Origin of the sequence: Streptomyces sp. NPDC046909 (assembly GCF_040644695.1) — a bacterium.
Classification (GTDB): domain Bacteria; phylum Actinomycetota; class Actinomycetes; order Streptomycetales; family Streptomycetaceae; genus Streptomyces.
In genome coordinates, this window is sequence record NZ_JBEYXC010000006.1 from 160082 (window position 1) to 184962 (window position 24881).

Here is a 24881-nt window from a genome sequence, read left to right on the forward strand (position 1 = left end):
TGCAGGAGCCGGGCTTCCGGCCCGTATTGGAGTCGCCCATGAGATCCGCACCCCCGCGCCTGCCAAGACGCCCCCTCGTGGCGTTCGTGGCGGCGACCGGGCTCCTCGGACTGCTGTCCACCGCACCGGGAACCGCCCCGCAGACCCCCATGCGACCGGTGGCCGCCGACACGGCCAACACGGCGACCGTCTTCTACTACACGAAGACCAAGAACTGGTCGTCCACCTATCTGCACTACGCCCCCGACGGCGGTTCCTGGACGACCGTCCCCGGCACGCAGATGGAGAGCGCCTGCACGGACTGGGTGAAGAAGACCGTCGACCTCGGCTCGGCCACCGGTCTCCAGGCGACCTTCAACAACGGCAGCGGCACCTGGGACAACAACGGCGGCAACAACTACGCCCTGGGCACCGGCACCCTCACGGTCAAGGACGGAGTGATCGCCCACAGCGACCCGTGCGCCGACACCGGCACGGGCAGCGGGAACCAGGCCACCGTCTACTACTCGACCGCCACCTCCGGCTGGACCACCGCCAACATCCACTACGCGCCAACGGGCGGTTCCTGGACGGCCGTTCCCGGCGTCGGCATGGAGTCCGCCTGCGCCGGCTGGTGGAAGAAGACCCTCGACATCGGCACCGCCACCTCCCTCAAGGCGGCCTTCAACAACGGCAACGGCGTCTGGGACAACAACAACAGCTCCGACTACACCATCCCGACCGGCACCACGACCGTGAAGGACCGGACGGTCACCACGAGCGCCACCGACCCGTGCGCCGCCGAGGAGCCCGACACCGAGGCGCCGACCGCACCCGCCAAGGTCACCGCGAGCGCCACCAACACGTCGATCGTGGTGAGTTGGGACGGCGCCACCGATGACACGGGCGTGACGAAGTATCAGGTCACGCGCACCGGCGGCACGAAGGGCACGGTCGTCGTCGATGTCGGCTCAACCGTGTACTCCGACACGGGACTTGAGGAGAACACCGCCTACACGTACACCGTGAAGGCCGTCGACGCCGCCGGAAACACCTCCGCCGCCTCCGCCGCGGCGACCGCCACCACCGGCGAGGAGGCCCCGGGCCCCGCCGACGGCACCCCGCTCGGCACCGACCCCCGCAAGGACCCCATCTACTTCGTCCTCACCGCCCGTTTCTACGACGGCGACAGCTCCAACGACCGCGGCGGCAGCCAGCACACCAAGTCCGGCAACGCGGCCAACAACGACCCTATGTTCCGGGGTGACTTCAAGGGTCTGGTCGAGAAGCTCGACTACATCAAGGCGCTCGGCTTCTCCGCGGTCTGGATCACCCCGGTCGTCCTCAACCGCTCCGACTACGACTACCACGGCTATCACGGCTACGACTTCTACAAGGTCGACCCCCGCCTGGAGTCCGCCGGCGCCACCTACCAGGACCTCATCAACGCGGCCCACGCCAAGGGCATGAAGATCTACCAGGACGTCGTCTACAACCACAGCTCCAGGTGGGGTGCCAAGGGGCTGTACACGCCCACCGTGTACGGCGTCCGCGACGCGCAGTGGAGCTGGTACTACGACGAGAAGAACGAGGGCTTCGAGTACGACGGCCTGACCGTGGAGACCAAGTCCGGGAAGTCCTACTACAACGGCGACCTGTGGTCGACCGCCGAACCCACCGGCAACACCTGCGTCAACTGGGGCAAGCCGACCGGCGGCAAGAGCGCCGAGGGCTACACGCTCTACAACTGCCAGTGGCCGAGCCCCACTTCGGGCATGTTCCCGAAGGCGTACTACCACCAGTGCTGGATCGGCAACTGGGAGGGCGAGGACTCCCGTTCCTGCTGGCTGCACGAGGATCTGGCCGACTTCGACACCGAGTCGACGCCCGTGCAGAACTACCTCATCGGCGCCTACAACAAGTACATCGACATGGGCGTGGACGGCTTCCGGATCGATACGGCCGTACACATCCCGCGCGTCACCTGGAACCGGCGCTTCCTGCCCGCGATCTACGACCGGGTGACCCAGAGGTTCGGGACGACCGCCGCCCAGAACTTCTTCGTCTTCGGTGAGGTCGGCGCCTTCGTCAACGACAAGTGGAACCGCGGCTCGGTGAACCACTCCGCGCAGTTCTTCACCTGGAAGGAGCGCAAGGAGTACAGCGCCGACGACGAGACGGCGGCCATCGAGCAGTTCAATTACGAGAACAACCTCGGCACCGGAAACCAGCCGACGTCCACCAACGCCTTCCTCAGCGGCAACAACTACCACACCCCGGACCGCAGCCAGTTCAGCGGCATGAACATCATCGACATGCGCATGCACATGAACTTCAGCGACGCGCAGAACGCCTACAGCAACGGCAGGGACTCCGACGACAGCGTCAACGACGCCACGTACAACGTCGTCTACGTCGACAGCCACGACTACGGCCCCAACAAGTCCAGCACCCGCTACACCGGCGGCACCGACGCCTGGGCCGAGAACATGTCCCTGATGTGGACCTTCCGCGGCATCCCGACCCTGTACTACGGCTCGGAGACCGAGTTCCAGAAGGGCAAGCAGATCGACTGCGGCCCCACCTGCCCGCTCGCCTCCACGGGCCGCGCGTACTACGGCGACAACCTCCAAGGCACCGTCACCGCCTCGGAGTTCGGCACCGCGGACTCGGCGTCCGGCCAGGTCGCCACAACCCTCGCCCAGCCGCTGGTGAAGCACCTCCAGCGGCTCAACCAGATCCGCCGGGCGGTCCCGGCCCTCCAGATGGGCCAGTACTCCACCGACGGCATCAGCGGCTCGATGGCCTTCAAGCGCCGCTACACCAGCGGCGGCACCGACAGCTTCGCGCTCGTCACGGTCACCGGCGACGCGACGTACAGCGGCATCCCGAACGGCACCTACAAGGACGCCGTCACCGGTGACGTCAAGACCGTCACCAACGGGACGCTCTCGGTGTCCGCGCCGGGCAAGGGCAATCTGCGGGTGTACGTGCTGGGCGGTCCCGGCAAGATCGGAACGGATGGTCCGTATCTGAAGTAGTTGGCGTTATCCGGTGGGTACAGGGGCGGCGGTCGCCGTGTTGAATCACCCGTATCGCGACACGTGACACGTACAGGCGTCCCCACACGTCAGGAGGCACCGTGATCGCCGCTCCCGAACCCGGACTCACCGGAGAAGACGTCATCGAGCGGGCCGTGCAGCTGCGGCCCGTGCTCCTCGAACGGCAGCCGGAGACCGAACGGCTGACCCACTATCCGAAGTCCACCCACGACGACTTCCTGCGCGCCGGCTTCTACCGGATGCTCCAGCCGCGCCGGTACGGCGGCTTCGAGTTCGGCCTGCCCGTCTTCTACCGCGTGGTCACCGAGATCGCCCGCGGCTGCCCCTCCACCGGCTGGGCCCTGTCCCTCACCTCGGCCCATGTCCTCCAGGTCGCCGGGTTCTTCGAGGAGCGCGCCCAGGACGAGATCTTCGGCGCCGACGGCGACTTCCGGGCGGCCTCCACGGTCGCGCCCGTCGGGATCGCCCAGCACGACGGGGACGGTCATGTCGTCCTCGACGGCACCTGGCCCTACTCCTCCGGCTCCCCGTACTCCACGCACTACCTCGGGCAGACCCTGCGCGCCCCCGCAAAGCCCGGCGACCCGCCCGGACCCCCGCTCCTGTTCGTCGCCCCGCGCTCGGTGTGGACGGTCCTCGACGACTGGCACGGCGTCCTCGGCCTGCGCGGCAGCGGCTCCAACAGCGTCCACATGGAACAGGCCCGCATACCCGCGTACCTCACCTGCGAGGCGAGCCTGATCGACCTGCCCGTCGAGGGCGGCAGCGTCGGCTCCAAGCTGCACGGCAACCCGATGTACGCCCATCGCGCCCCGAGCTTCTACCACGGCGAACTGGCCGCCATCATGATCGGCACCGGATACGCCGCCGCCGACGAGTACGCCCGCATCCTGCCCACCCGCCCCCTGATCCTGGAACCGGACCGCACACGCGCCGAACTCCACGACTACCAGCGCCACTTGGGCGAGGCGCTCGGCATGATCCGCACCGCCGAGGCGGCGCTGCGGCACACCGCCGCCGACTGGATGGAGACATGCCGCCGCAATGTCGCGGGGGAGGCCCCGTTCAGCATGGCGGAGGACAACCGGCTCGCGCTGATGTTCCTGAACGCCGGCCGGATGGCCTGGGACGCGCTCCAGAACATCCTCTTCCGCACGGCAGGCTCCCGGCACGCGCGCGACGGCGAGCGCATGCAGCGCTACTTCCGCGACGCGGCCACCTACTGGACCCACGTCGGGCCGAGCATGGCCGAGCCCCTGTTCCGCCGGGTCGGCTGCGACGCGCTGGGACTGCCCTCGGACCACATCCCGCTCATTCCCTGAGCCCTCACAGCACGCATCCAGGAATGCTCCCGTCCGGATCGGGTACGCGAGCAGGACCGCTCCCGGGCCGACCGTGCCCCGGGCCGATCGCACGACCGCCGCAACCAGGGGATTCCCATGCAGACACCCGCGAACGACAACTCCGCCACACCGGCCCGGCGGGCACTGGACGCCCTGGCCGAGAACACCGAGGACACGGCGGCGCTGGACACGCTCGCGAGCAGCGACGTCCTCGTCCCCGTCCCCGACGACGCCAGCGAGGAGGACGCCGCCGACCCCAACGCGGTGGCGCTCCCCGTGATCGAGCAGCCCGGCGGAGCACCGGTGGTGCCCGTGTTCACCTCGGAGACCGAACTGGCCGGACTGCTGCCCTATGTCTCCCGCTACCGGGTGGTGCCGCTGGGCGCGCTCGCCTCGGAGTGGCCGATGGACGATCTGGCGCTGACGATAGACGCCGCCTCCGAGCACCCGCTGACGCTCACCTCGGAGGGGGTGCGGACCCTGCTGGGCCGGACGCACGGCTGACCGGGGCGGGCCCGGTCACCGTGTCGTACGGAGGGGGAGCGACCGGGCCCCCGGGGTACGGGCGGTCTCCCGCTCCCGCACCCGGCGTCACGCCGACATCCTGAATGAGCGGCGCCGACTCCGCTCATCGCCGGACGTCAACGATCGCCGTGCCCTGAAGATAGGGCCGCTCGGCGCTTCTGTCGCTCCGGGATGCGCAACGACTGTCCGCAAAACGCGGCGGATCGCGGCGGATGCCCTCGGGCGCCGCCGCCCGCAGGGTCTGCGAGGGCGTCTCCCCGAACCGCTCCCGGTAGCGCCGCGCGAACCGGCCGAGATGCACGAACCCCCACTGATGGGCCACGTCCGCCACGGTCGTCGTCCCCGGCGCCGAGGCCCGCAACTGCGCGCGCACCCGGTCCAGACGCACCTCGTTGACATACATCATCGGCGGCATCCCCACGTGCTTGCGGAACGCCTCCTGAAGGCTGCGCACACTGACCTGGGCGATCCGCGCGAGCCGGGTCGCGTCGTAGGGCTCGGCGGGCCGCTCCTCGACGACGTCCATGACCCGCTTGACCGAGACGGGCCGCATCGGCGGTGCCGGAGCGGCGAGTTCCTCGCGGTACGAATGGTCCGCGGCCAGCAACACCCCGTCCAGCAGCGTCTGTTCGAGGCGGCCGCGGATGAGCGGCTGGCGCAGCAGACCGTGCGAGACGTCCTTCTCCAGCAGACTCCACCGGGCCAGGTTCGCCCAACTGAGGCCCGGGCCCTGGGAGACGTCCATGTACGGCTCGAACCGGGGCGCCCGCGTGAGGGGTCTGCCCAGCAGTGCCTCCAACTGCCGGTGCAGAGCGAGCTTGTCGATCTTCACGGTGAGGGTGTGACAGTCCTCGGTCCACTCCTCGACCCGGATGTACCGCTCCGGATCGAAGAAGACCGCACGCCGCGTGGAACCCTGAAAGGCCTCTTCGCGGCCCTGCCGGACAGCGAAGCCGCCGGTCAGCGGCACCCCGATGTGGTAGTAGCCGGGTTCCCCGAAGGCCATCCGCACTCGCGTGCCGAAGGTGACGTCACCGACCGTGAGCGAGCCCAGGTCCACGATGTTCATGGAGGTGACGAAGTCCTCCATGGGACCCGCGACATCGAGGCGCACGTCGTAGTAGTGGGCCGCGATCGCGTCGAGGGTCTCGTCCAGGGAACGCGTCGAGTACGAGCTGAACTCGGCGGCCCGAACCTCTTCCACGGCCAAGGCGTTCTTCTCTCCGTCACTGCGCGGCGATTTTTGTTCAGCATGGCACCGCGAACGACCGGATACGCCTCCCTCTCTCCCGCCTCCTCACAGGCTTTTCCCAGGATTGAGGATCCCGCGAGGATCGAACACCTCCTTCAGCCGCCGCTGCAATCCATGTACGGCGGGCCCGAGTTCCTCCGCGACCCACTGCCGCTTCAACGTGCCCACCCCGTGCTCACCGGTCAGCGTCCCGCCCAGCCGCAGCGCCAGCGCGAAGATCTCACCCGCCGCCTCCCAGGCGGCGTCCGGCAGCCGGTCCAGGGACGGGTCGACGACGATGATCGGGTGCAGATTGCCGTCCGCGGCGTGCGCGAGGACGAACACCGGCACATCATGGCGGACGGCGATCCCCCGGATCTCCCGCACGGCCTCGGCCAGCCGGGAGCGGGGCACCGCGATGTCCTCGATCAGCGGCCGGCCCAGCCGCTCCAGGGCGGGCAGGGCACCGCGCCGGGCCGCGAGAAGCGCCTCCGCCTCCGCCGGATCCCGGGTCGTCTCGACGCTGACGGCCAGAGGTTCCAGGAGCCGCGCGACGGCGTCCGCCTCCGCCGCCGCACCCGCGCCGTCGCACTGCACCACCAGCAGCGCCGCCCCACGCTCCCGCAGCGCCGGATCGACGGCCTCCAGCACCGGCCCGTCGACCAGCTCCGCCAGCGCGGGCTCGACCCCGGCCCGGCCGATGGCGTACGACGCCTCGGCGGCCGCCTCGAAGGAGGCGAAGTACGCGGCGAGCGTGGCCGTGGCCACCGGAACCGGCCGCAGCCGCACCGTGGCCGAGGTGATCACCGCGAGGGTCCCCTCCGAACCGGTCAGCAGCGCGGTCAGGTCGTACCCGGTGACCCCCTTGACCGTACGGCGGCCGGTACGCACCACCGTCCCGTCGGCCAGCACCGCCTCCAGGCCGAGCACACTGTCCCGGGTCACCCCGTACTTCGCGCACCGCAGCCCACCCGCGTTGGTCGCGATGTTCCCGCCGATGGTGGACAGGGCCGCGCTCGCCGGATCGGGCGCGTACCGCAGACCGTGCGCCCCGGCCGCCCGGTCCAACTCGGCGGTGATCACCCCGGGTTCGACGACGGCGAGCTGGTCGTCCGCCGAGAGCTCCAGGACGCGATTCATCCCGGAGAGGTCCAGGACGAGGGAGCCCTCGCCCGCGGTCGCCCCGCCGGACAGACCGGTACCCGCCCCGCGCGGCACCACCGGCACCCGCAGCGCGTTCGCGTGCCGGAGGGTGACGGTCACGTCCTCCGTGCGCCGGGCGTGCACGACGGCGAGGGGCTCACCGTCGGGCCGCGCCCCGGACCGGTCGGTGGCGTGGGCGGCGAGGGTCGCCGGGTCGGTGCCGAGCCGGTCGGGTGGCAGGTCCCGGGCGAGCAGGCCCAGGAGCCGGGCGGACAGGGTGGTCTCCGGAGCGGCGGTCACAGGTCGAGTGCCTTCGGTGCGTCGAGCGGTGCGGATGCGTCGAGTGCCGTCGTGCCGATGGCGAGCAGGGAGATGTCCGCCTGCGGCGCGTGCACGGGCGCGCACTGGATGTCCCGGAAGTGCCGCTCCAGCGGGTTGCCCCGGGCCAGCCCGGGGTTGCCCAGCAGCCGTACGGCCAGCTCCACGGCCCGCACCCCGTGCCGGTCGGCCAGGACACGCGCGCCCAGGGCCTGCTCAGGCGTGTACGACGGGTCGCCGTCGTCGAGCTTGGCGGCACCGTCGAACACCAGCTGCTCCGCGGCGGCGAGCAGCACCTCGATCTCCCCGGCGGTCCGCCGGAAACGTTCCGTACGGGCCACCGGACGACCGAGGTTGGCGGGCACGCGCGTGTGGGCGAACGAGTGGAAGAACGCCTGCGCGGCCCGGGCGACACCCAAGTAGAGGGCGGCAAGGGGGAGATGCAGAGCCGCGCCCGCCCGGTTGTCCTGCTCGGCCGCGGGACCGTGCGGGCCGAGACCGATGACCTGCTCGTAGGGGACCTCCACGTCGTGGAACGTCACGTCGTGACTGCCGCTCGCCCGCAGCCCCAACTGGTCCCAGTTCCCGGCGATCTCGATGCCGGGCGAGCCACCGGGCACCAGGAACGTGCCCACGCGCGGCTCGGCCTCGTCGGTCGTCGCCCACACCAGGAACCAGTCGAGGCCCTCCGCGCCGGTCACGAACCGCTTGGTGCCGCTGATCGCCCAGCCGCCGGCGGTGCGCCGGGCCCGGGTGGCGGGGAGCCCGCCCCGCGCCGGGGAGCCCAGCTCTGGTTCCACGCGCGCGTGGTTGACGAGCACGGGACGGACGAACGACTCCTTGGCCACGCGCGCGTACAGCTCCTCGGGCCAGTGCGGCTCGGCGGCCTGCCGGGCATGGCTGGTGAGCGTCATGGCCGCGATCAGGGCGACGGAGGGGTCGCCCCGCCCAAGGCGGTGCAGGATGCGCGCGGTCTCCTCGACGCCGGCGCCCTGGCCGCCGTACCGCTTCCCGATGGTCGCGGTGAGCAGCCCGGCCTCGTGGGCGAGCCGCAGGGACTCGGCGGGGAAGGCCCCCGACCGGTCGTGGTCGGCGGCGAGTGCGGCGAGCGCGGCGACGGTGTCGGTCACAGGGCCTTCTCCAGATCGGCGTTGAGATCGGTGGTCCAGAACGACTTCACGTCCAAGGTCGTCTTCAGCGCGCCGAGTTCGGTGAACACGTCGGCCACCTTCTGCTGCGAGGCGATGGTGTCGTCGCCGACGGTCCTGGCCCGGGTGGGGCGCTGGGCCTGGGCGGCGGCGAGGTCCTTCTTCGCCTGGGCGAGGGGCTGGTGGGTGGCGTCGGCGGTGACCTTCGCGAAGCCGTCCAGGTGACCGTCACGGACGTAGGCGTATGCCTTGGTGATCCGGGCGATCAGATCGGCCGCCGCCGCTTTCTCCTCCGGGCTCTTCAGCACACTGTCGCGGGCCGACCAGAGGAAGTTGCCGGACAGGATGTCCTTGCCCGAGCCGACGGTCGTCGCGCCCTGCTGGTGGGCGGTGATGATCGAGGTGCCGTAGGAGGCGAAGGCGTCGATGCCGCCGCCGTTGAGGGCGGCCAGACCGTCGTTGGGGAGCAGGGGCTTGGCATCGATGTCCGACCACTTCAGGCCCGCCTGCTTCAGCAGCTCGTAGAGGAAGTAGTGGGCGGTGGTGTTCTGGACGTAGCCCACCTTCTTGCCCTTGAGGCCAGCGATGTCGGTGACCTTCGAACCCTTGGGGACGACGACCTCCTGGTTGAGCGTGGCGCCGCGCTGCACGGCGACGACCTTGAAGTTCGGGGCTCCGTCGGCGGCGGCGAAGACCGGCGGGATCTCGCTGGAGGACGCGAGGTCCAACGCCCCGGCCCGGATGGCCTGGAGCTGCTGGTCACCGCCCTGGAACAGGCTCCACTTCACCTTGTAGGGGGTGTCGTCGAGGCCCGCGTACTTCAGTACGGCCTCCTCAACCTTCCAGCCGGTGGCACCGACTCTGAGGGTGACGTCGGCGGGGGAGTCGGCCTCGGCGTCGCCTCCGCAGGCCGCGGCGAACGGCAGAAGAAGGGCGAGCAGGGCGGCGGACGAGCGCAGGGTACGGCGGAACAACACGGGGTCTCCATCAGGCTGCGTGGGTGGTGGTGGCGCGGTGGGCGAGTTCCTGCCGGACCAGCGGCAGGATGTGACGGGCGTAGTCGATGGCGTCGTTGAGCGGGTCGTAGCCGCGGATCGACAGCAGGTCACAGCCGATGTCGACGTAGTCGAGGAGCGCCTTCGCCACCGTCTCCGGTGTGCCGACCAGCGCGGTCGAGGCACCGGCGGCATTGGTGGCGACCGCGGGCGCGGTCCACAGGCAGCGGTCGTGGACCTCGCCGCGCTCGGCGATGTCGAGCAGGCGCTGCGAGCCGACGTTGGCCGGGCGGCCGGAGGTGCGGTAGTGGCGCAGCAACTCGGTGTTGCGCGCCTGGTCCTTGAGCACGCCGAGGGTGCGGTTCGCCTTCTCCCAGGCCAGTTCCTCGGTGGGCGCGATGATCGGGCGGAACGACACCCAGATACGGGGACGGGGGCGCCCGGCGGCATCGGCGACCGCGTTCACGGCGGCGATCTGCTCGGCCGTCTCCTTGAGCGGCTCGCCCCAGAGACCGAAGATGTCGCCTTGCTGGCCGCCGACCCGGTACGCGTCCTGCGAGGAGCCGCCGACCGAGATGGGGACCAGCCCGTTGACCGGCTTCACGTCCGAGTAGTAGCCCTCGAAGCGGAAGTACTTGCCCTCGTGCGAGACGGGCCCGTCGGCCTGCCACACCTTCCTCAGGATCTGGATGTACTCGTCCGAACGCTCGTACCGCTCCGCCTTGTCGAGGTAGTCGCCCTCCCGGCGCTGCTCCTCGTCGCTGCCTCCGGAGATGATGTGCAGGGTCAGTCGGCCGTCGCTGATCTGGTCGAGGGTCGCCAGGGCGCGGGCGGCGTGGGTCGGGAAGATGACGCCCGGCCGGTGGGCGAGGATCGGGCGGACGCGCTCGGTGTGGGTGGCGACGAACTGGGCGATCTGGAAGGCGTCTGGGGACGCCGAGTGATAGGCGACCAGGGTGTGGTCGAAGCCGCCGTCGTCCAGGGCGCGGGCGTACCTGCGCAGGTGGGCGGTGTCGAGGCCGGTCCGGCTTGAGGCCGCGGGACCGGATGCCCCGGCGTCGGTGTGGACGGCGCTGATGAACTCGACAGGCATGGGCAACTCCCTTGTGCAGAAGGTCACTTGAGAAGGGACGTGTCGGCCGACTTCGCCACGTCGACGTTCGGGTCCAGGACACCGATGCCGTTCATGAGGTCGGCGACGCCCTGAACGGTCGTGTTCACGTCGTCGGTGATGGGGAGGACTTCGCCGTACGCCGCCGAGGCCAGCGTCTTCGCCACCGAGGCATCGGCGCCGTTGCGCTCCTCGATGGCCTTCGCGTAGGCGTCCTGGTGGCTGCTGGTCCACTTCAGGGCCGTACCGAGACGCTTCAGGAAGTCCGAGAGCGCGGCCTTCTTCTTCGAGTCGGCGAGGGTCTTCTCGGAGGCGTTGACGAACCCGATGCCACTCACACGGCCGTCGGCACCGTCGACGAGGAGCTTGCCGCCCTGCTCCAGGGCCACCGCCTGGTAGACCCCGAAGATCGCCCAGGCCTTGATCTTCCCCGAGGCGAACGCGGCCTGCGCGTCGGTCGGCAGCAGGTACTGGACCTGGACGTCCTGGTAGCTGAGGCCGTTCTGCTTCAGCGCGTTGGCGAGCAGATACTCCGAGACGCTGCCCTTCGCCGAGGACACCACGACCTTCTGGCCCTTGAGGTCCTTCACACTGTCGATGCCCGAGCCCTCGCGGACGACGATGCCGACATGCGTGCCGTCGTTCTTCAGCGCGGCCACGTTCTTGATCCGCACACCACCGCTGAGCGCCTGGAGCGCCGGCAGATCGGCGGAGTACCCGGTGTCGGCGGCCCCCGCCTGCACGGCCTGGTAGAGCGGGGCCGCGCCCTCGAACTCGGCCCACTTCACCTTGTACTTGGCGCCCTTCAGGGCATCCGACGCGGCGACGATCGTCTGGAGCGTCTTGGCCTGGTCCCCGATGGTGAGCGTGACCTGCCCCGAGGAGGAGGTCTCGGCCGAGGAGTCCGCGCCGCAGGCGGTCAGCGCCAGCAGGGAGGACAGGCTCAGTGCGGCGGCTGCGATTCTGCGGATCACGAGGGGATTCCTTCCAGAGTGTGGGTGTCGGTGTCGGCAGGGGCGTGGGTGGGGGTGTGGGCCACGCCCAGCCAGTTCAGAAGGCGGGCGCGCAGGGTCACGAACTCGGGGGCGGTCAGGTCACGCGGGCGGGGCAGATCGACGGTCAGCTCATGCGCGATACGCCCCTCGTCCATCACCAGAACCCGGTCCGCGAGCAGCAGCGCCTCCTCCACGTCATGGGTGACCAGGAGGATCGCGCAGCCGTGCCGCCGCCACAGCTCGGCCACCAGCTGCTGCACCCTGCCCCGGGTGAGCGCGTCGAGCGCGCCGAACGGCTCGTCCAGGAGCAGCAGTTCGGGCTCGCGGACGAGAGCGCGGGCGAGCGAGACGCGTTGGGCCTGGCCGCCGGAGAGCGTCTTCGGCCAGACGGTCGCCCGGTCCTCGATGCCGACCTCGTCGAGCGCCTTGAGCGCCAGCGCCTTGTCGGGGCGGCCCGGCAGACCGAGCACGACATTGCGCCACACCTTCAACCACGGCAGCAGCCGCGGCGACTGAAAGGCCGCACTGCGGCGGGCGGGCACCGTCACCTCACCGCCGATCTCCTCGTCCAGCCCGGCGAGGATCCTCAGCAGCGTCGACTTGCCGCAGCCGCTGTGCCCGAGCAGGGCCACGAACTCGCCCTCCCGGATGTCCAGATCGAGTTCGTGCAGGACGGTGTTGCCGTCGAAGGCCCGCGAAAGGCCCCGTATCTCCACGCTGTTGGGCATCTCTACGCCTCGCCCTCGAAGTTGGCCCGCCACGTCAGCAGCCGGCGCGACAGGATCCGTACGGCGAAGTCGCAGGCCAGGCCGAGCAGTGCGTACACCACGAGGCAGAGCACGATGACGTCCGTGCGGAAGTACTGCTGGGCGTTGCTCATCAGATAGCCGAGCCCCGCGTCCGCGTTGATCTGCTCGGCGAAGACCAGCGCGAGCCACGCGGTGGACAGCGCGTACCGGAGCCCCACGAGTGCCCCGGGCAGCGCGCTCGGAAGGATCACGTACGTGATGAGCCCGAGCCGGCCGAGTCCCATCATCCGTGCGGCCTCGACGAGTTGGGCGTCGGTGGACCGGATGCCGCCGTAGATGTTGAAGTACAGCGGATACGTCACGCCGAGTGCGACCAGCGCGATCTTCGGGGTCTCCTCGATGCCGAACCAGACGATGAACAGCGGGATCAGGCCCACCCACGGGATCGCCCGGAACATGCCCATCGAGGAGTCGATGACGTCCTCGCCGAGCCGGAACAGTCCGGCCAGCAGGGACAGGGTGAGGGCGACGGTGGCGCCGATCAGGAACCCGGTGGCGGCGCGGCGGCCCGACGCGGCGATGGCGCTGGGGAGTTCACCGTTCTTGGTGAGCTCGACCGCCTGCTTGAGCACGTCGACGGGGGAGGCCAGGACGGACTCCGGGAGGAGTCCGGTGGCCGAGGTCAGGAACCACAGGAGCACCAGGCCCACGGGGCCCGCGGCCCGGCGTACGGAACGCGGGACGGAGAGGCCGCTGCCCTTCTTGGCCGCTGTGCCTCGGATGGTGACACGGGTGGGCGTCTGCTTGGTCAGGACCGCCGCGTCGAGCGAGGTCGTCATGGCTGGTCTCCCTTCGCGGCCGGGCGGGACGGGTCCGAGGACCAGGCGGACCAGGAGCCCGGGAAGAGGACGGCTTCGAAGCCGGCGATCTCCAGCGCGGCGATCTGGTGGGCGGCGGTGACGCCGGAGCCGCAGTAGACGCCGATCCGCTTCGCCGACCCGGCGCCCTTCTCCTCGAACCGTTTGCGCAGCACATCGGCCGGAAGGAACGTCCCGTCCGCCGCGAGGTTCTCGCCGGTCGGCGCCGACACCGCCCCCGGGATGTGGCCCGCCCGGGGATCGACGGGCTCCACCTCGCCCCGGTACCGCTCGGCGGCCCGCGCGTCCAACAGCAGCCCGGAGGCGGCGAGTTCGGCGGCGCCGTCGGCGTCCGTGATCCCGAGTCCGCCGTCCGTCAGGACGATGTCCCCGGGCTCCGGCTCGGGAGGGAGCCCCGGCTCCAGCGGCAGCCCGGCCGCGCGCCAGGCGCCGAGCGCCCCGTCGAGCAGCGTCACCTCGGTGACACCGGCGTGGCGCAGCAGCCACCAGGCCCGAGCGGCGGCGGTGTTGCCCAAGTCGTCGTGGACGACGACCGGTTGGCCCTCATGGATACCCCACCTGCGGGCCGCGGCTTGCAGATCGTCGAGCGACGGCAGTGGATGCCGACCGCCTTCCGCGCTCGGCGGTGCGGCCAACTCGCGGTCCAGGTCGACGTAGACCGCACCGGGGATGTGCCCCTCGGCGTAGTGCTCGCGGCCGTGCGGATCGCCCAGCGCCCAGCGGACGTCGAGCACGACCGGCGGACGGTCCGAGTCCAGCAGGTCACGCAGCTCGCTCACCGTGGTCGTGACGCTCATGCCGGCTCCTCCGCGATCACGGGCAGCGACGGGGACAGCCGCAGCCGCTCCAGGAAGAGCACGACCGTGGCGGCGGCCGTGCGGTGCAGGGCGTCGTTGAGGACGTCGTGGCGGCCGCCGTCGAAGGTGACCAGCCGTACGTCCGAGCCGGCGTAGGCCTCGCGCGCCGCCTCCAGCGGGCTCACCGTGTCGTCGGTCCCGTGCAGGGCCAGCACCGGGACGTTCACCTGGTCGAGGCGCAGGGCGGGCAGGGCCGGGGCCGAGTTCAGCGCGCCGCGCCGGAAGTCCGGGTCGGCGGTGAGGCGGCCCTGGTGGGTGGGGCAGGCGGTGCGGGCCTCGATCTCCTCCTCCCAACTCCCGGACGTCCAGGGGGAGGTGGGCAGGCCCACGAGGATCAGCGCGTCGGCGTCCTCGGCCAGGTGGGCCGCGTACCGGGCGCCGGTGTCCGAGCCGACCAGCACCTTCGGGCCGGGCAGCGACTCGTCGGCGAGGAGCTTGGCCGCCTCGTCGAGCACCGACGGATCGGCGGCCGGATCGCCGAGGGCACGGACCCGGTAGGCGTCGAAGGCGAGCCGGCGGCCGAACCGCTCGTACACACCACCGTGCTCACCGCGCCCGGCCAGCACGATCAACGTGCCGCGCGCGGCCAGACCTTCGGGTTCGTCCCAGGAGAAGGAAGAGGGCATGAGGGGGTAACTCCCGTTTCAGGGCAGCGGAAAGCCAGGGAAAAGGACAAGCCGGAACGGCTGTCACGTGTCAGTCAGATTGAAGCCGCGGACGACCCGGAGCGAGGGGCGGCAGAGGTCAGCGACAGCGCGCGCTGCACGCCACGCCGAAGTCGATGACTCGGCGCTGCGTCAGAAGGGCAGCGGAAGCGGTCGTGTGCAGCATGCGCCCATCATGACCGCCGGTGAGCGACCGCGTCCAACGATGATTCCGCATCGAAACCGATCAGGGATCGCGATCGATCGCGTCGAGCGGTTACTGTCGCGGCATGTCCCGAACCGTCCTCGACATCGTGGCCCTGCGCAGCCTGACCGCGGTGGCCGACTGCGGCGGCTTCCACCGTGCCGCGCAGGCCCTCTCCCTCAGCCAGTCCGCGGTCAGCCAGCATGTCCGCAGGCTGGAGAAGGCGTTGGGGCGCCCGGTGGTCGAACGGGAGGGACGCGGCACCCGGTTCACCACCGAGGGGCGGCTGCTGCTGGAACAGGCGCGCCGGATCCTCGCCGTCCACGACGAGGCCGTACGCACCCTGCTCGGCCCGGACGGCGACACCGTCACCGTGGGCTCCACCGAGCACGCCGCCGACCAGTTCCTGCCCCGGCTCACCGCCGCCGTCCAGCAGGTGCGCCCCGGCTGCCGGGTCCGCTTCCGCATCGACCGTTCCGCCCGTCTCGTCGAGGCCGTGGAACGCGGCAGCGTCGATGTCGCGGTGTACGTCACCGAGGCCGCCGCCACCGAGGGCACTCCGGTCGGCGGACTCCCGCTGACCTGGCACGCGGTCCCCGGCTGGGAGCCGCCGGTCGCGCCCGCTCCCGTCCCGCTGGTCGCCATCGAGGACCCGTGCGCGATCCGCCGCCGGGCCATCGCGACCCTCGCCGCGCACGGCGTGCCCGCCTCGGTCGTGGGTGACGCCGGCTATCTCGCGGGCGTCCTGGACATCGCCCGCACCGGCCAGGGCGTCGCGCTCCTCGCCGCGGTCGGCCCCGCCCCCGACGGACTGACCCCGTACGGGGGGCTGCCCTCGGTGCCCCCGATCCCGATGAGCGCCCTGGCCCGCCCGGGCGCGGACCCGGCGACGGCGGAGGCCGCCTTCAGCGCCGTACGGGAGTTGCTGCGGCAGTGATGCCGTAGTCCCGCATCCCGCCTTCAAGGAGCGAGAACGCCTCGGTGGCGAGCCGGCGTACGTCGGCGGCGAGCGAGGCGGGGTCGTCGTCCGCCAGGATCCGGTGGCGTACGAGCTCGATCAGGGCGCGGTGCACGCCGAACAGCGCGTCCGCCACCACCCGGGCGCCGATGTCCCCGCCGAGCGTCTCGGCGAGCGCGTCGGCGCAGGTGGCGAGGGCGCGCTGCTCTCGGGCCCGCAGGGCGGGGCTGTCGGCGATCAGCCGGTTGACCGCGCGGAGCTGGACGAGCGCGTCGGCGTCCCCCGCCTCGACCAGGGCGAGCAGCCCGCCGGATTCCAGAAGGCGCCTCCGGAAGGCGGCCAGCGCGGACTCGCCGGGCGGACGGGTGCGCACGGCCTCGACGAGTCCCTCCCCGAACGCCTCGAAGCGGGAGGAGAAGAGGTCCTCCTTGGCCGGGAAGTAGTTGAAGACCGTGGCCTCGGAGACCTGCGCGGCACGGGCGACCTCGACGACCGTGACCCGGTCGAAGCCACGCTCGGTGAACAGCCGCCACGCGGTCTCGGCGATCCGCTCGCGCGTCTGCCGCTTCTTCAGCTCCCGGAGGCTCAAAACCCACTCCTGTATGGGGCGACCCTAAATTTAGAGCTACCCTAGCATTCTGCGATCGTCCGACAGGCCATGACCAGGGGGTCATCCATGGCGGCACAGACAGCAGTACTCGACAAGCAGTGGCTGGAGCGGTTCCGCAAGGGCCTGGAGAACCACGAGTTCACGGTGGAGGATCCGCGGGTGCGCGAGTACGGCGGCGCCGCGGTCGTCGTCGGGGTCCTCGCCCAGGAGACCAGCCTCAACGGAGAGGACAAGTCCGGGCGCTTCCGTGTCACGCTCGTCGCGGTGCGACCGGCGGACCGCTGGCAGCTCGCGCACCTGCACATCGGCGTCCTCCAGGAGGTGATGAGCCGATGACGTCGCGTACCTACCTCAAGCCACCCTGGATGCAGCGCAACATCGGCAACCGCCTTGCCCCGATCTTCGGCAGGTCGGTCGTGTCGCGGCTGTCGGTGCGCGGACGCCGGAGCGGACAGTGGCGGACGGTGCCCGTCGCGGTCCTGGAGTACGAGGGTGAGCGCTACCTCGTCTCCTACCGCGGCCTCAGTGACTGGGCCCTCAATCTGCGGGCGGCGCCCGAGGGGAGGCTGACCGTCCGGGGGCGTACCGAGGAGATCGAGGTGGACGAGGTCCCCGAGGCCGAGCGCCCGGCCCTGATGGCGGCCTACCGCGACAAGTACGGCGGGATGCCGACGGTCTCCGGGGTGCTCACCGCGCTTCCAGACCCCGCCGACCACCCCGTCTTCCTTATCCGCGCCAAGAAGTGACGGACGGGATCCGCGCCGGCAAGGGGGACGCTCAGTCGCCCAGCATCCGCTCCAGCGCGTCCCGCTGCACCGGCAGCACCTCCGCGTGCAGCTCGCGCCCCTTGCGGGTGAGCGTCACCCACACCCCGCGCCGGTCCTCCACGCACACCGAGCGCTCCACGAGGCCGTCCTTCTCCAGCCGGCCGATGAGCCGGGAGAGCGCGCTTTGACTGAGATGGACCCGGCCGACCAGGTTCTGCACCCGGCACAGATCGCCCTCCGCGGGCGCCTCGGCGGCGAGGAGGTCGAGCACCTCGAAGTCGCTCGCGCCCAGCCCGTGCGGGTGCAGCACCCGGTCGATCTCGCACATCGTGCGGGCGTGGACCGAGAGGATGTCCCGCCACTGTTCTTCGAGCCGGGCGCCGGCCGCGTTCACTGCCATACCTGAATGTTAATGCGCGTGCATCGACATCCGGTCGTCGGGAGCGGATGCTCAGCTGTCCTGGGTGATTCCGACCAGATTGCCGTCCGCGTCCTTCACGGAGGCGATCAGCTTGCCGCCACCGACGTCCGTGACGTCCTGGAGCAGCTCGGCACCCGCGTCGAGCAGCGCGGCGAGACGGGCCCGGATGTCGGTGACGTGCCAGTAGGGGACCGGCCCGGTCATGCCCCGGGAGTGGCCGTTCGGGTCGAGGCCCACGTCCTGGCCGGCGTCCTTGAAGCCGACGTAGTAGGGCTCGTCCGCGTACGGCTCGGTCTCCAGCAGCGCGCTGAACAGGGCCTTTGCCCGGGCGATGTCCTTGACGGGGTAGATGATGGTCTTCAGTCCGGCGGTCATCGGGGTCTCCTCCGTGGGTTCCGGTGTCGGTGGTTTCACCGTAGGCCGGGGGAGCGGGGCGGGGCTTCTCCGATCCTGACCACTCGCTGCGCGGCCACCGGGTCGGCGTACGGCGAAGGGCGCACCGCCGGCCGGTGGCCGAGCGGGGCGCCCCTGAGAAGAGCCGTCTCGTTACGTCGACTCGCGCTTGACCAGCTCCGTCGGGAGGATCACCGCGGCCGGGTCCTCGCCGCCTATCTGGGCCAGGAGCACGCGGACCATCTCGGTGCTGATGCGGTCCCAGGGCTGGCGGATGGTGGTGAGTTCGGGCCGGGCGGCCAGCGCGGCGGGGGAGTCGTCGAAACCGCCGACCGCGACGTCCTGCGGCACCCGCCGTCCCGCTCGCTCCAGTGCCGACAGCACACCCTGCGCCATCAGGTCGGAGGCGACGAACACCGCGTCCATGTCCGGGGACTGCGCGAGCAGCCGCTCGGCGCCGGCCTCACCGCTGGCGCGGCTGTAGTCACCGGAGACGACGAGCTGCTCGTCGTATGCGATGCCCGCCTCGAAGAGCACCTCCCGGTAACCCGCGAGCCGCTCCACACCACCCGGGGTGTCCAGCGGACCGGTCACCACACCGACCCGGCGGCGGCCCAGCGACAGCAGATGGCGCACCATGTCCCGGGCGCCGTCCCGGTCGTCGGCCGCCACGTAACTCACCTTGGAGCCAAGGCCGATCGGTTTGCCGCACGCGACGAGCGGCACACCCGCCTCGCGCAGTTCCTCGGCGACCGGATCCCCGGAGTGGCTGGAGACCAGCAGCACCCCGTCGACATGGCCGGCGGTGATGTACCGCGTTATGCGCCGCCGTTCGTCCTGGGTGCCCGCCAGCATCAGCAGCAGCGGGATGTCGTGCGCGGCCAGCGCCTGGGTGCAGCCCCGCAGCAGGACATTGAAGTTGGGGTCCTCGAAGAACCGCTCCTGAGGCTCCGTCAGCAGGAAGCCGATGGAGTCCGAACGGCCGGTGATCAGTGAGCGGGCGTGCCGGTTGACGACGTAACCCGTCTTCTTGATCGCGGCGTTGACCGCGTCCTGGGCCGCCGGGCTGACGTAGTGCCCGCCGTTGAGGACCCGTGAGACCGTGCCGCGCGAGACTCCGGCCTCACGCGCCACGTCGTGGATCGTCGGCGGTTTCCGTCGGCCCCCCGTATTGCTCATGGTCATGACTTTACGGCTCCGGAGAGCAGATCGAGGCTCCAGAACCGCTGGATGACCAGGAAGAGCGCGATCAGCGGGAACACCGCGAGGAAGGCGCCGGTGATCACCAGGGTGTACAGGGCCGGGGTGTTGGCGCCCTGTTCGAGGAGTGTGTACAGACCGAGCGTGATCGGGAACTTCTCGTCGTCGCTCAGCATGATGTACGGGAGAAGGAAGTTGTTCCAGATCGCCACGAACTGGAAGAGGAACACCGTCACCATGCCGGGCACCATCATCGGCAGCGCGACCCGGGTGAAGATCCGCCACTCGCTCGCGCCGTCCATCCGGCCGGCCTCCACCACGTCGGCGGGCACGGCGGCCTGGGCGTAGATACGGGCGAGGTAGACGCCGTACGGCGAGAGGATCTGCGGGAGCAGCACCGACAGGTAGGAGTCCGTGAGGTCCGCCTGGGCCAGCAGCAGGTACTGCGGGACGGCGAGGATGATCGGCGGCATCAGCACGCCCGCGAGCAGGATGTTGAACATCGTCTCGCGGCCGCGGAAGCGGTAGATCGCCAGCGCGTAACCGCTGAACGCCGACACGATCGTCGACAGCAGGGCGCCCACACCGGCGTAGAAGGCCGAGTTGCCCATCCACTCCCAGTAGACGCCGTCGCGGTAGGCGTTGAGGTCCTTGAGGTTGTCGGCGAAGCCCGTGCCCGGCAGGAAGGTGAAGGTGGAGAACAGCTCCGTGCCGGACTTGGTGGACGCGACCACCACCCACGCCACCGGAAGCAGCGTGTACAGGGCGCCGATCAGCAGCGTCACCGTCGGGACGAGCCCGAAGCGGCGGCGGCGCGGCGGGCCCTGGGCGGTGCCCGGCGTGGTGCCCGCGGCCGGGCCGGTCTTGCGGACGGCAAGAGTACTCATCGTGCTGCCTCCTGCTTCTGGCGACGGTTCGCGGCCCGCAGGAACCCGAAGGACAGCAGCAGTGTGGCGAGCGCGATGATCACGGCCTGGGCGGCCGCCGCGTAGATGTCGTTGGTGCCGAACGCGTCCCGGTACACCTTCATCAACGGGCTCCACGTCGTGGACACCGAGTTGGTGAGCGGCTTGAGGGTGGTCGGCTCGTTGTACACCTGGAGCGTGGCGATGATCGAGAAGAAGAAGGTCAGCACCAGCGAGGGCGCCACCATCGGGATCTTGATCCTCAGGGCGATCTGCGTCGGGGTCGCGCCGTCCAGCTTCGCCGCCTCGTACACCTCGACCGGGATGGCCTGGAGCGAGGTGTAGATGACGATCATGTTGAAGCCGGTGCCGCCCCAGACCGCGATGTTCGACAGGGCGAGATACAGCGGACCGCCGTCCAGCAGGTCCGGCTGCGGCAGGCCCAGCTTCTCCAGCACGTAGTAGAAGGGGCTGACGTCCGGCAGGTACAGGAAGCCCCACAGCATGGCCGCCACGACGCCGGGGATGGCGTACGGCAGGAAGATCGCGAGCCGGGTGAACGAGGTGAAGCGCACCTTGTCCGAGTCGAGCATCAGCGCGAACAGCAGGGCGAGGCCCAGCATCACCGGGACGACGATGCAGCCGTACCCGAGGACCCGCAGCGCGCCGTGGATCAGCTCGCTGTCGGTGAGGGCGTCGGTGTAGTTCGACAGGCCGGCCCAGACCTCCTCGCGGGCGCCCTTGCCCAGGCCGAGCCCGGAGACGTGCACCTTGCGGAAACTGAGCCAGACCGCGTACCCGATGGGCAGCGCGAAGAAGAGCGAGAAGAGGACGGTGGCGGGGATGAGGAAGGCGTACGGGGCCCCCTTGACCCCGTACGACTTCCGGCGTGCGCTCGTCACTCGGAGACCCCGAAGCCCTGCTTCTTGAGGTCGGCGACGGTGGCGTCCTGCATCTTGTCCAGGGCGGCGCCGAAGTCCGACTTGTTCTTGGCGGCGGCGCCGAACGCGTCGTTGAAGGCCGTGTAGGCGACGTTCACGTTCGGGCCCCAGGCGGAGGGCGCCGTGGTCTTCGCGATCTCGGCGGCCTTGGTGTAGAAGTCCGCCTGGTTCGAGAAGTAGTCGGGCGAGGTGGCGAAGGCACCCGAGGTCTGGGCGTTGGTGGCGGCCGGGTAGATGCCGCTCTCCTTGGCCAGTGCCGTCAGGGCCGCGTCGTCCGTGTTCAGCCAGGCGGCGAACTTGGCGGCGGCCTCCTGGTGCTTGGAGTCCGTGGTGACGGCGGTGGAGGAGCCGCCCCAGCTGCCGGTCTTGTTCTCGCCCGCGGTCCACTGGGGGAGCGGGGCCATGGCCCACTTGCCCTTGGTGTCCGGCGCGGCCGTGGTCAGCGTGCCCGGCGCCCACACGGCGGAGACCCAGGCGATTTGCTTGCCGGTGTTGAGCGCCTTGTTCCAGGCCGGGGTGTACATCGGCTGGTTGTCGACGGCGCCCTCCTTGACGAGGCCGCCCCAGAAGTCGGCGACCTTCTTGGTGGCCGCGTCGTTGATGCCGACCTTCCACTTGTCGCCGGAGGTGGTCCACCACTGGGCGCCGGCCTGCTGGGCCAGGCCCGCGAAGAGGCCGGAGTCGTTGGCGGAGAAGGTGGTGAGGTCCGTTTCGGGGGACTTCTTCTTCAGCGCGCGGGCCGTCTCGGCGAACTCGTCCCAGGTGGTGGGGACGGTCAGGCCGTACTTCTTGAAGAGGTCCTCGCGGTAGTAGAACATCATCGGGCCGATGTCCTGCGGGACCGCGTAGACGGCGTCGGTGCCCAGCGAGGTCTGCTGCCAGACACCCTCGGCGAACTTGCTCTTCGCGTCGCCCACCTTGTCCGCGATGTCGGCGAGGGCGTCATTGCTGACCAGCGTAGGCAGCGCCTGGTACTCGGCCTGGACCAGGTCGGGCGCCTTGCCGGCCTTGTGCGCGGTCAGGATCTTGGTGACCAGCGTGTCGCCGGAGGCCTGCTTCTTCACCGTGACGGTGATCTGGTCCTTCTTGCCCTGGCCCTTGTTCCAGAGGTCGACGACCTTGTCCATGCCCGGCGTCCAGGTCCAGTACGTGAGCGAGACGGGACCGGAATCGGCCTCGCTGTCCCCGTCGGACGAGCCGCAAGCGGCGAGTGCGGTGGCGCCGAGGGCAACGGCGATGGTGGAAGCTGCCACTCGACTGAGCCTGCTGCGCTTCGTGATGGGCATGGATCTCTCCCCTGACCTGGGCCCCCGCCTGCTGCGGAAGGCCTGCCATGCGTCTGTGAGCGTTCACAGTAGAGAAACATCCCGGACACTTGTCAATGGTTGTTGCCGTGCGGTTATCTTGGCCTCGCACCGCTGATCGGCTGTGTGCACGTTCCCAACCGATCCACCACAACGGGAGAAATCCATGCCGGAAGCCACCCCCACGGGCCTCACCAGGCTCGCCTTCGGCGGGGACTACAACCCCGAGCAGTGGCCGGAAAGCGTCTGGCAGGAAGACGTCCGGCTGATGCGCGAGGCCGGCGTCACCATGGTGAGTGTCGGGATCTTCTCCTGGGCACTCCTGGAGCCTTCATCCGGAGTGTACGATTTCGGTTGGCTCGACCGTCTGTTCGACCTCTTGCACGAGAACGGCATCCGCGTCGACCTCGGCACCCCCACCGTGGTGCCGCCGGTCTGGTTCTACCGGGCCCACCCCGACGCGCTGCCCGTCTCGCAGGAGGGCGTGCGCTACGAGTTCGGCTCACGCGGCGCCATCTGTCACAGCAACGCCGACTACCGCGCCGCCGCCGCCAACATCACCACCCGGCTCGCCGAGCGCTACGGCGACCACCCGGCACTGGCGATGTGGCACGTGCACAACGAGTACGGCGTCCCTGTGTCCCAGTGCTACTGCGACTCCTGCGCCGCCCACTTCCGGCGCTGGCTGGAGTCGGAGTACGAGACGGTCGAAGGCGTCAACGAGGCCTGGGGCACCGCCTTCTGGGGCCAGCGCTACGCGGCCTTCGACGACATCAACCCGCCCCGCCTGACCCCCACGGTCGGCAACCCCGGCCAGGCGCTGGACTACAAGCGGTTCGCCGACGCCACCATGCGCGAGAACTTCGTCATGGAGCGGGACATCCTGCACCGCCTGGCGCCCGGGATCCCGGTGACGACCAACTTCATGACCGCCCTCAGCCAGTGCGACTCCGTCGACTACTGGGCCTGGGGCCGCGAGGTCGACATCGTCACCAACGACCACTACCTGATCACCGACGGCCGCCGCACCCATGTGAACCTGGCGATGGCCGCCGACCTCACCCGCTCGGTCGGCGGGGGAGCGCCCTGGATCCTCCTGGAGCACTCCACCTCGGGCGTCAACTGGCAGGCCCGCAACCCCGCGAAGGCCCCCGGCCAGATGGCCCGCAACTCCCTCGCCCACGTGGCCCGCGGCTCCGAGGGCGCCATGTTCTTCCAGTGGCGGCAGTCCCGGCGCGGCGCCGAGAAGTTCCACTCGGCGATGCTCCCGCACGGCGGCACCGACACGCGCGTGTGGCGCGAGGTCGTCGAACTCGGCGCGTCCCTCGACTCGTTGAGCACGATCCGCGGCACCCGTACCGAGGCCGACGTGGCCGTGCTGTGGGACTGGCACTCGTGGTGGGCGCAGAACCTCGCCTGGCGCCCCAGCGAGGACCACGACCCGCGCGAGCGCGCCGACGCGTTCTACGAGGCGCTGTACGACCGGCACCTCACGGTCGACTTCGCGCACCCCGAGAGCGACCTGTCGAAGTACCCCCTTGTCGTCGTGCCCGCCCTCTACCTGATGACCGAGGCGGCCGGGAACAACCTCAAGGAGTACGTGGAGAACGGCGGCACCGTCGTCGTCTCCTTCTTCTCCGGGATCGTCGACGAGCACGACGCCGTGCACGAGGGCGCCTACCCGGGCGCGCTGCGGGACGTACTCGGCCTGACCGTCGAGGAGTTCTCGCCGCTGCTCCAGGGCGAGAACGTGCGCATCACCGGCCCCGACGGCTCCGAGCTCAACGGCGACGTGTGGACCGAGTTCGTCGTCCCGCGCGGCGCCGAGACCGTGTGGACCTACGCCGACGGTCTGACCGCGGGCCACCCGGCGGTCACCCGGCACCGGCTCGGCGAGGGCACCGCGTGGTACGTCTCCACGCGCCTCGGCGCTGAGGGTCTGGACGCGCTGCTCGGCTGGGCGATCGAGGACGCGCAGGTCGCGCCGCGTGTCGACCTGCCGCGTGATGTCGAGGTCGTCCGCCGGACCGGCGAGTCCGGCACCTTCCTCTTCGCCATCAACCACACCGCCGGTGACGCCAAGGTGGCGCTGGAGACCGCCGGCACCGAGTTGCTGACCGGCGAGCGAGCCGCGGGGCACCTCGAACTCCCCGCGGGCGCCGTGCGGGTCGTACGACTCGACGGCTGAGCCGAGGCCCC

At 70.4% G+C, this 24881-nt stretch carries 24 protein-coding genes; 7 read left to right on the forward strand and 17 right to left on the reverse strand.

Going from position 1 to position 24881, the window contains the following annotated elements; all coding sequences use genetic code 11:
• The first annotated feature begins 38 nt into the window (after positions 1-38).
• From ABZ928_RS21400 to ABZ928_RS21410, 3 genes are all read left to right on the forward strand, one after another.
• Positions 39-3020 carry a carbohydrate binding domain-containing protein gene (locus tag ABZ928_RS21400; protein ID WP_361521068.1) on the forward strand — a complete coding sequence of 994 codons (2982 nt, stop codon included), beginning with the start codon at positions 39-41 and terminating at the stop codon, positions 3018-3020.
• Between the two features lie 101 nt (positions 3021-3121).
• A complete protein-coding gene (locus tag ABZ928_RS21405; protein WP_361521070.1) occupies positions 3122-4363 on the forward strand; it encodes an acyl-CoA dehydrogenase family protein in 1242 nt (413 codons plus the stop codon).
• 117 nt (positions 4364-4480) lie between these two features.
• Positions 4481-4888 carry an SseB family protein gene (locus ABZ928_RS21410; protein ID WP_361521072.1) on the forward strand — a complete coding sequence of 136 codons (408 nt, stop codon included), beginning with the start codon at positions 4481-4483 and terminating at the stop codon, positions 4886-4888.
• A 124-nt stretch (positions 4889-5012) separates the two neighbouring features.
• Here ABZ928_RS21410 and ABZ928_RS21415 read toward each other — a convergent pair whose 3' ends face one another.
• From ABZ928_RS21415 to ABZ928_RS21460, 10 genes are all read right to left on the reverse strand, one after another.
• Entirely contained in the window at positions 5013-6113 is a 1101-nt protein-coding gene (locus tag ABZ928_RS21415; protein WP_361521075.1) for an AraC family transcriptional regulator, read from the reverse strand.
• 93 nt (positions 6114-6206) lie between these two features.
• On the reverse strand, positions 6207-7583 hold the full coding sequence (locus ABZ928_RS21420; protein ID WP_361521078.1) for an FAD-linked oxidase C-terminal domain-containing protein: 1377 nt from the start codon (positions 7581-7583) through the stop codon (positions 6207-6209).
• Complete coding sequence (locus tag ABZ928_RS21425; RefSeq protein ID WP_361521081.1) at positions 7580-8731, reverse strand: acyl-CoA dehydrogenase family protein; 1152 nt, start codon at positions 8729-8731, stop codon at positions 7580-7582. The genes ABZ928_RS21420 and ABZ928_RS21425 overlap by 4 nt, the downstream gene beginning before the upstream one ends.
• Entirely contained in the window at positions 8728-9726 is a 999-nt protein-coding gene (locus tag ABZ928_RS21430; protein ID WP_361521084.1) for an ABC transporter substrate-binding protein, read from the reverse strand. Before ABZ928_RS21430 ends, ABZ928_RS21425 begins: the two co-directional genes overlap by 4 nt.
• Before the next feature lie 10 nt (positions 9727-9736).
• Positions 9737-10837 carry an LLM class flavin-dependent oxidoreductase gene (locus tag ABZ928_RS21435; RefSeq protein ID WP_361521087.1) on the reverse strand — a complete coding sequence of 367 codons (1101 nt, stop codon included), beginning with the start codon at positions 10835-10837 and terminating at the stop codon, positions 9737-9739.
• 23 nt (positions 10838-10860) lie between these two features.
• The gene (locus tag ABZ928_RS21440) at positions 10861-11829 is read right to left on the reverse strand and encodes an ABC transporter substrate-binding protein (protein ID WP_361521090.1); all 969 of its coding nucleotides are present in this window, start codon (positions 11827-11829) and stop codon (positions 10861-10863) included.
• The gene (locus tag ABZ928_RS21445; protein ID WP_361521093.1) at positions 11826-12578 is read right to left on the reverse strand and encodes an ABC transporter ATP-binding protein; all 753 of its coding nucleotides are present in this window, start codon (positions 12576-12578) and stop codon (positions 11826-11828) included. Before ABZ928_RS21445 ends, ABZ928_RS21440 begins: the two co-directional genes overlap by 4 nt.
• Positions 12579-12580: 2 nt before the next feature.
• Entirely contained in the window at positions 12581-13438 is an 858-nt protein-coding gene (locus tag ABZ928_RS21450; RefSeq protein WP_361521096.1) for an ABC transporter permease, read from the reverse strand.
• Positions 13435-14274 carry a sulfurtransferase gene (locus ABZ928_RS21455; RefSeq protein WP_361521099.1) on the reverse strand — a complete coding sequence of 280 codons (840 nt, stop codon included), beginning with the start codon at positions 14272-14274 and terminating at the stop codon, positions 13435-13437. The genes ABZ928_RS21450 and ABZ928_RS21455 overlap by 4 nt, the downstream gene beginning before the upstream one ends.
• Positions 14271-14960, reverse strand: a complete 690-nt coding sequence (locus ABZ928_RS21460) for a lysophospholipase (RefSeq protein ID WP_361521102.1) — start codon at positions 14958-14960, stop codon at positions 14271-14273. The genes ABZ928_RS21455 and ABZ928_RS21460 overlap by 4 nt, the downstream gene beginning before the upstream one ends.
• A 308-nt stretch (positions 14961-15268) precedes the next feature.
• On the opposite strand from ABZ928_RS21460, the gene ABZ928_RS21465 reads away from it, so the two are divergent.
• Positions 15269-16120 carry a LysR family transcriptional regulator gene (locus tag ABZ928_RS21465; protein ID WP_361521105.1) on the forward strand — a complete coding sequence of 284 codons (852 nt, stop codon included), beginning with the start codon at positions 15269-15271 and terminating at the stop codon, positions 16118-16120.
• On the opposite strand, the gene ABZ928_RS21470 is transcribed toward ABZ928_RS21465, so the two are convergent.
• A complete protein-coding gene (locus tag ABZ928_RS21470) occupies positions 16089-16730 on the reverse strand; it encodes a TetR family transcriptional regulator (protein WP_361521107.1) in 642 nt (213 codons plus the stop codon). The genes ABZ928_RS21465 and ABZ928_RS21470 overlap by 32 nt on opposite strands.
• Positions 16731-16817: 87 nt before the next feature.
• Here ABZ928_RS21470 and ABZ928_RS21475 point away from each other — a divergent pair, with 87 nt between their 5' ends.
• The gene (locus tag ABZ928_RS21475; RefSeq protein ID WP_361521110.1) at positions 16818-17087 is read left to right on the forward strand and encodes a nuclear transport factor 2 family protein; all 270 of its coding nucleotides are present in this window, start codon (positions 16818-16820) and stop codon (positions 17085-17087) included.
• Positions 17084-17497 carry a nitroreductase family deazaflavin-dependent oxidoreductase gene (locus tag ABZ928_RS21480; protein WP_361521113.1) on the forward strand — a complete coding sequence of 138 codons (414 nt, stop codon included), beginning with the start codon at positions 17084-17086 and terminating at the stop codon, positions 17495-17497. Before ABZ928_RS21475 ends, ABZ928_RS21480 begins: the two co-directional genes overlap by 4 nt.
• A 31-nt stretch (positions 17498-17528) precedes the next feature.
• Here ABZ928_RS21480 and ABZ928_RS21485 read toward each other — a convergent pair whose 3' ends face one another.
• The 6 genes from ABZ928_RS21485 to ABZ928_RS21510 form a co-directional block, all read right to left on the reverse strand.
• Positions 17529-17918: a MarR family transcriptional regulator gene (locus ABZ928_RS21485; protein ID WP_361521116.1), complete on the reverse strand. Its 390-nt coding sequence runs from the start codon at positions 17916-17918 to the stop codon at positions 17529-17531.
• 51 nt (positions 17919-17969) lie between these two features.
• Positions 17970-18314 (reverse strand): VOC family protein, encoded by a 345-nt coding sequence (locus ABZ928_RS21490; RefSeq protein ID WP_361521119.1) that lies wholly within the window; start codon positions 18312-18314, stop codon positions 17970-17972.
• Positions 18315-18485: 171 nt separating this feature from the next.
• A complete protein-coding gene (locus ABZ928_RS21495) occupies positions 18486-19517 on the reverse strand; it encodes a LacI family DNA-binding transcriptional regulator (RefSeq protein WP_361521122.1) in 1032 nt (343 codons plus the stop codon).
• On the reverse strand, positions 19514-20419 hold the full coding sequence (locus ABZ928_RS21500; RefSeq protein WP_361521125.1) for a carbohydrate ABC transporter permease: 906 nt from the start codon (positions 20417-20419) through the stop codon (positions 19514-19516). The genes ABZ928_RS21495 and ABZ928_RS21500 overlap by 4 nt, the downstream gene beginning before the upstream one ends.
• On the reverse strand, positions 20416-21339 hold the full coding sequence (locus ABZ928_RS21505; protein ID WP_361521127.1) for a sugar ABC transporter permease: 924 nt from the start codon (positions 21337-21339) through the stop codon (positions 20416-20418). The genes ABZ928_RS21500 and ABZ928_RS21505 overlap by 4 nt, the downstream gene beginning before the upstream one ends.
• Positions 21336-22664, reverse strand: coding sequence for an extracellular solute-binding protein (locus ABZ928_RS21510; protein WP_361521130.1), 1329 nt, complete (start codon positions 22662-22664; stop codon positions 21336-21338). The genes ABZ928_RS21505 and ABZ928_RS21510 overlap by 4 nt, the downstream gene beginning before the upstream one ends.
• 184 nt (positions 22665-22848) lie before the next feature.
• Here ABZ928_RS21510 and ABZ928_RS21515 point away from each other — a divergent pair, with 184 nt between their 5' ends.
• Positions 22849-24870, forward strand: a complete 2022-nt coding sequence (locus tag ABZ928_RS21515) for a beta-galactosidase (RefSeq protein WP_361521133.1) — start codon at positions 22849-22851, stop codon at positions 24868-24870.
• Positions 24871-24881: the final 11 nt, after the last annotated feature.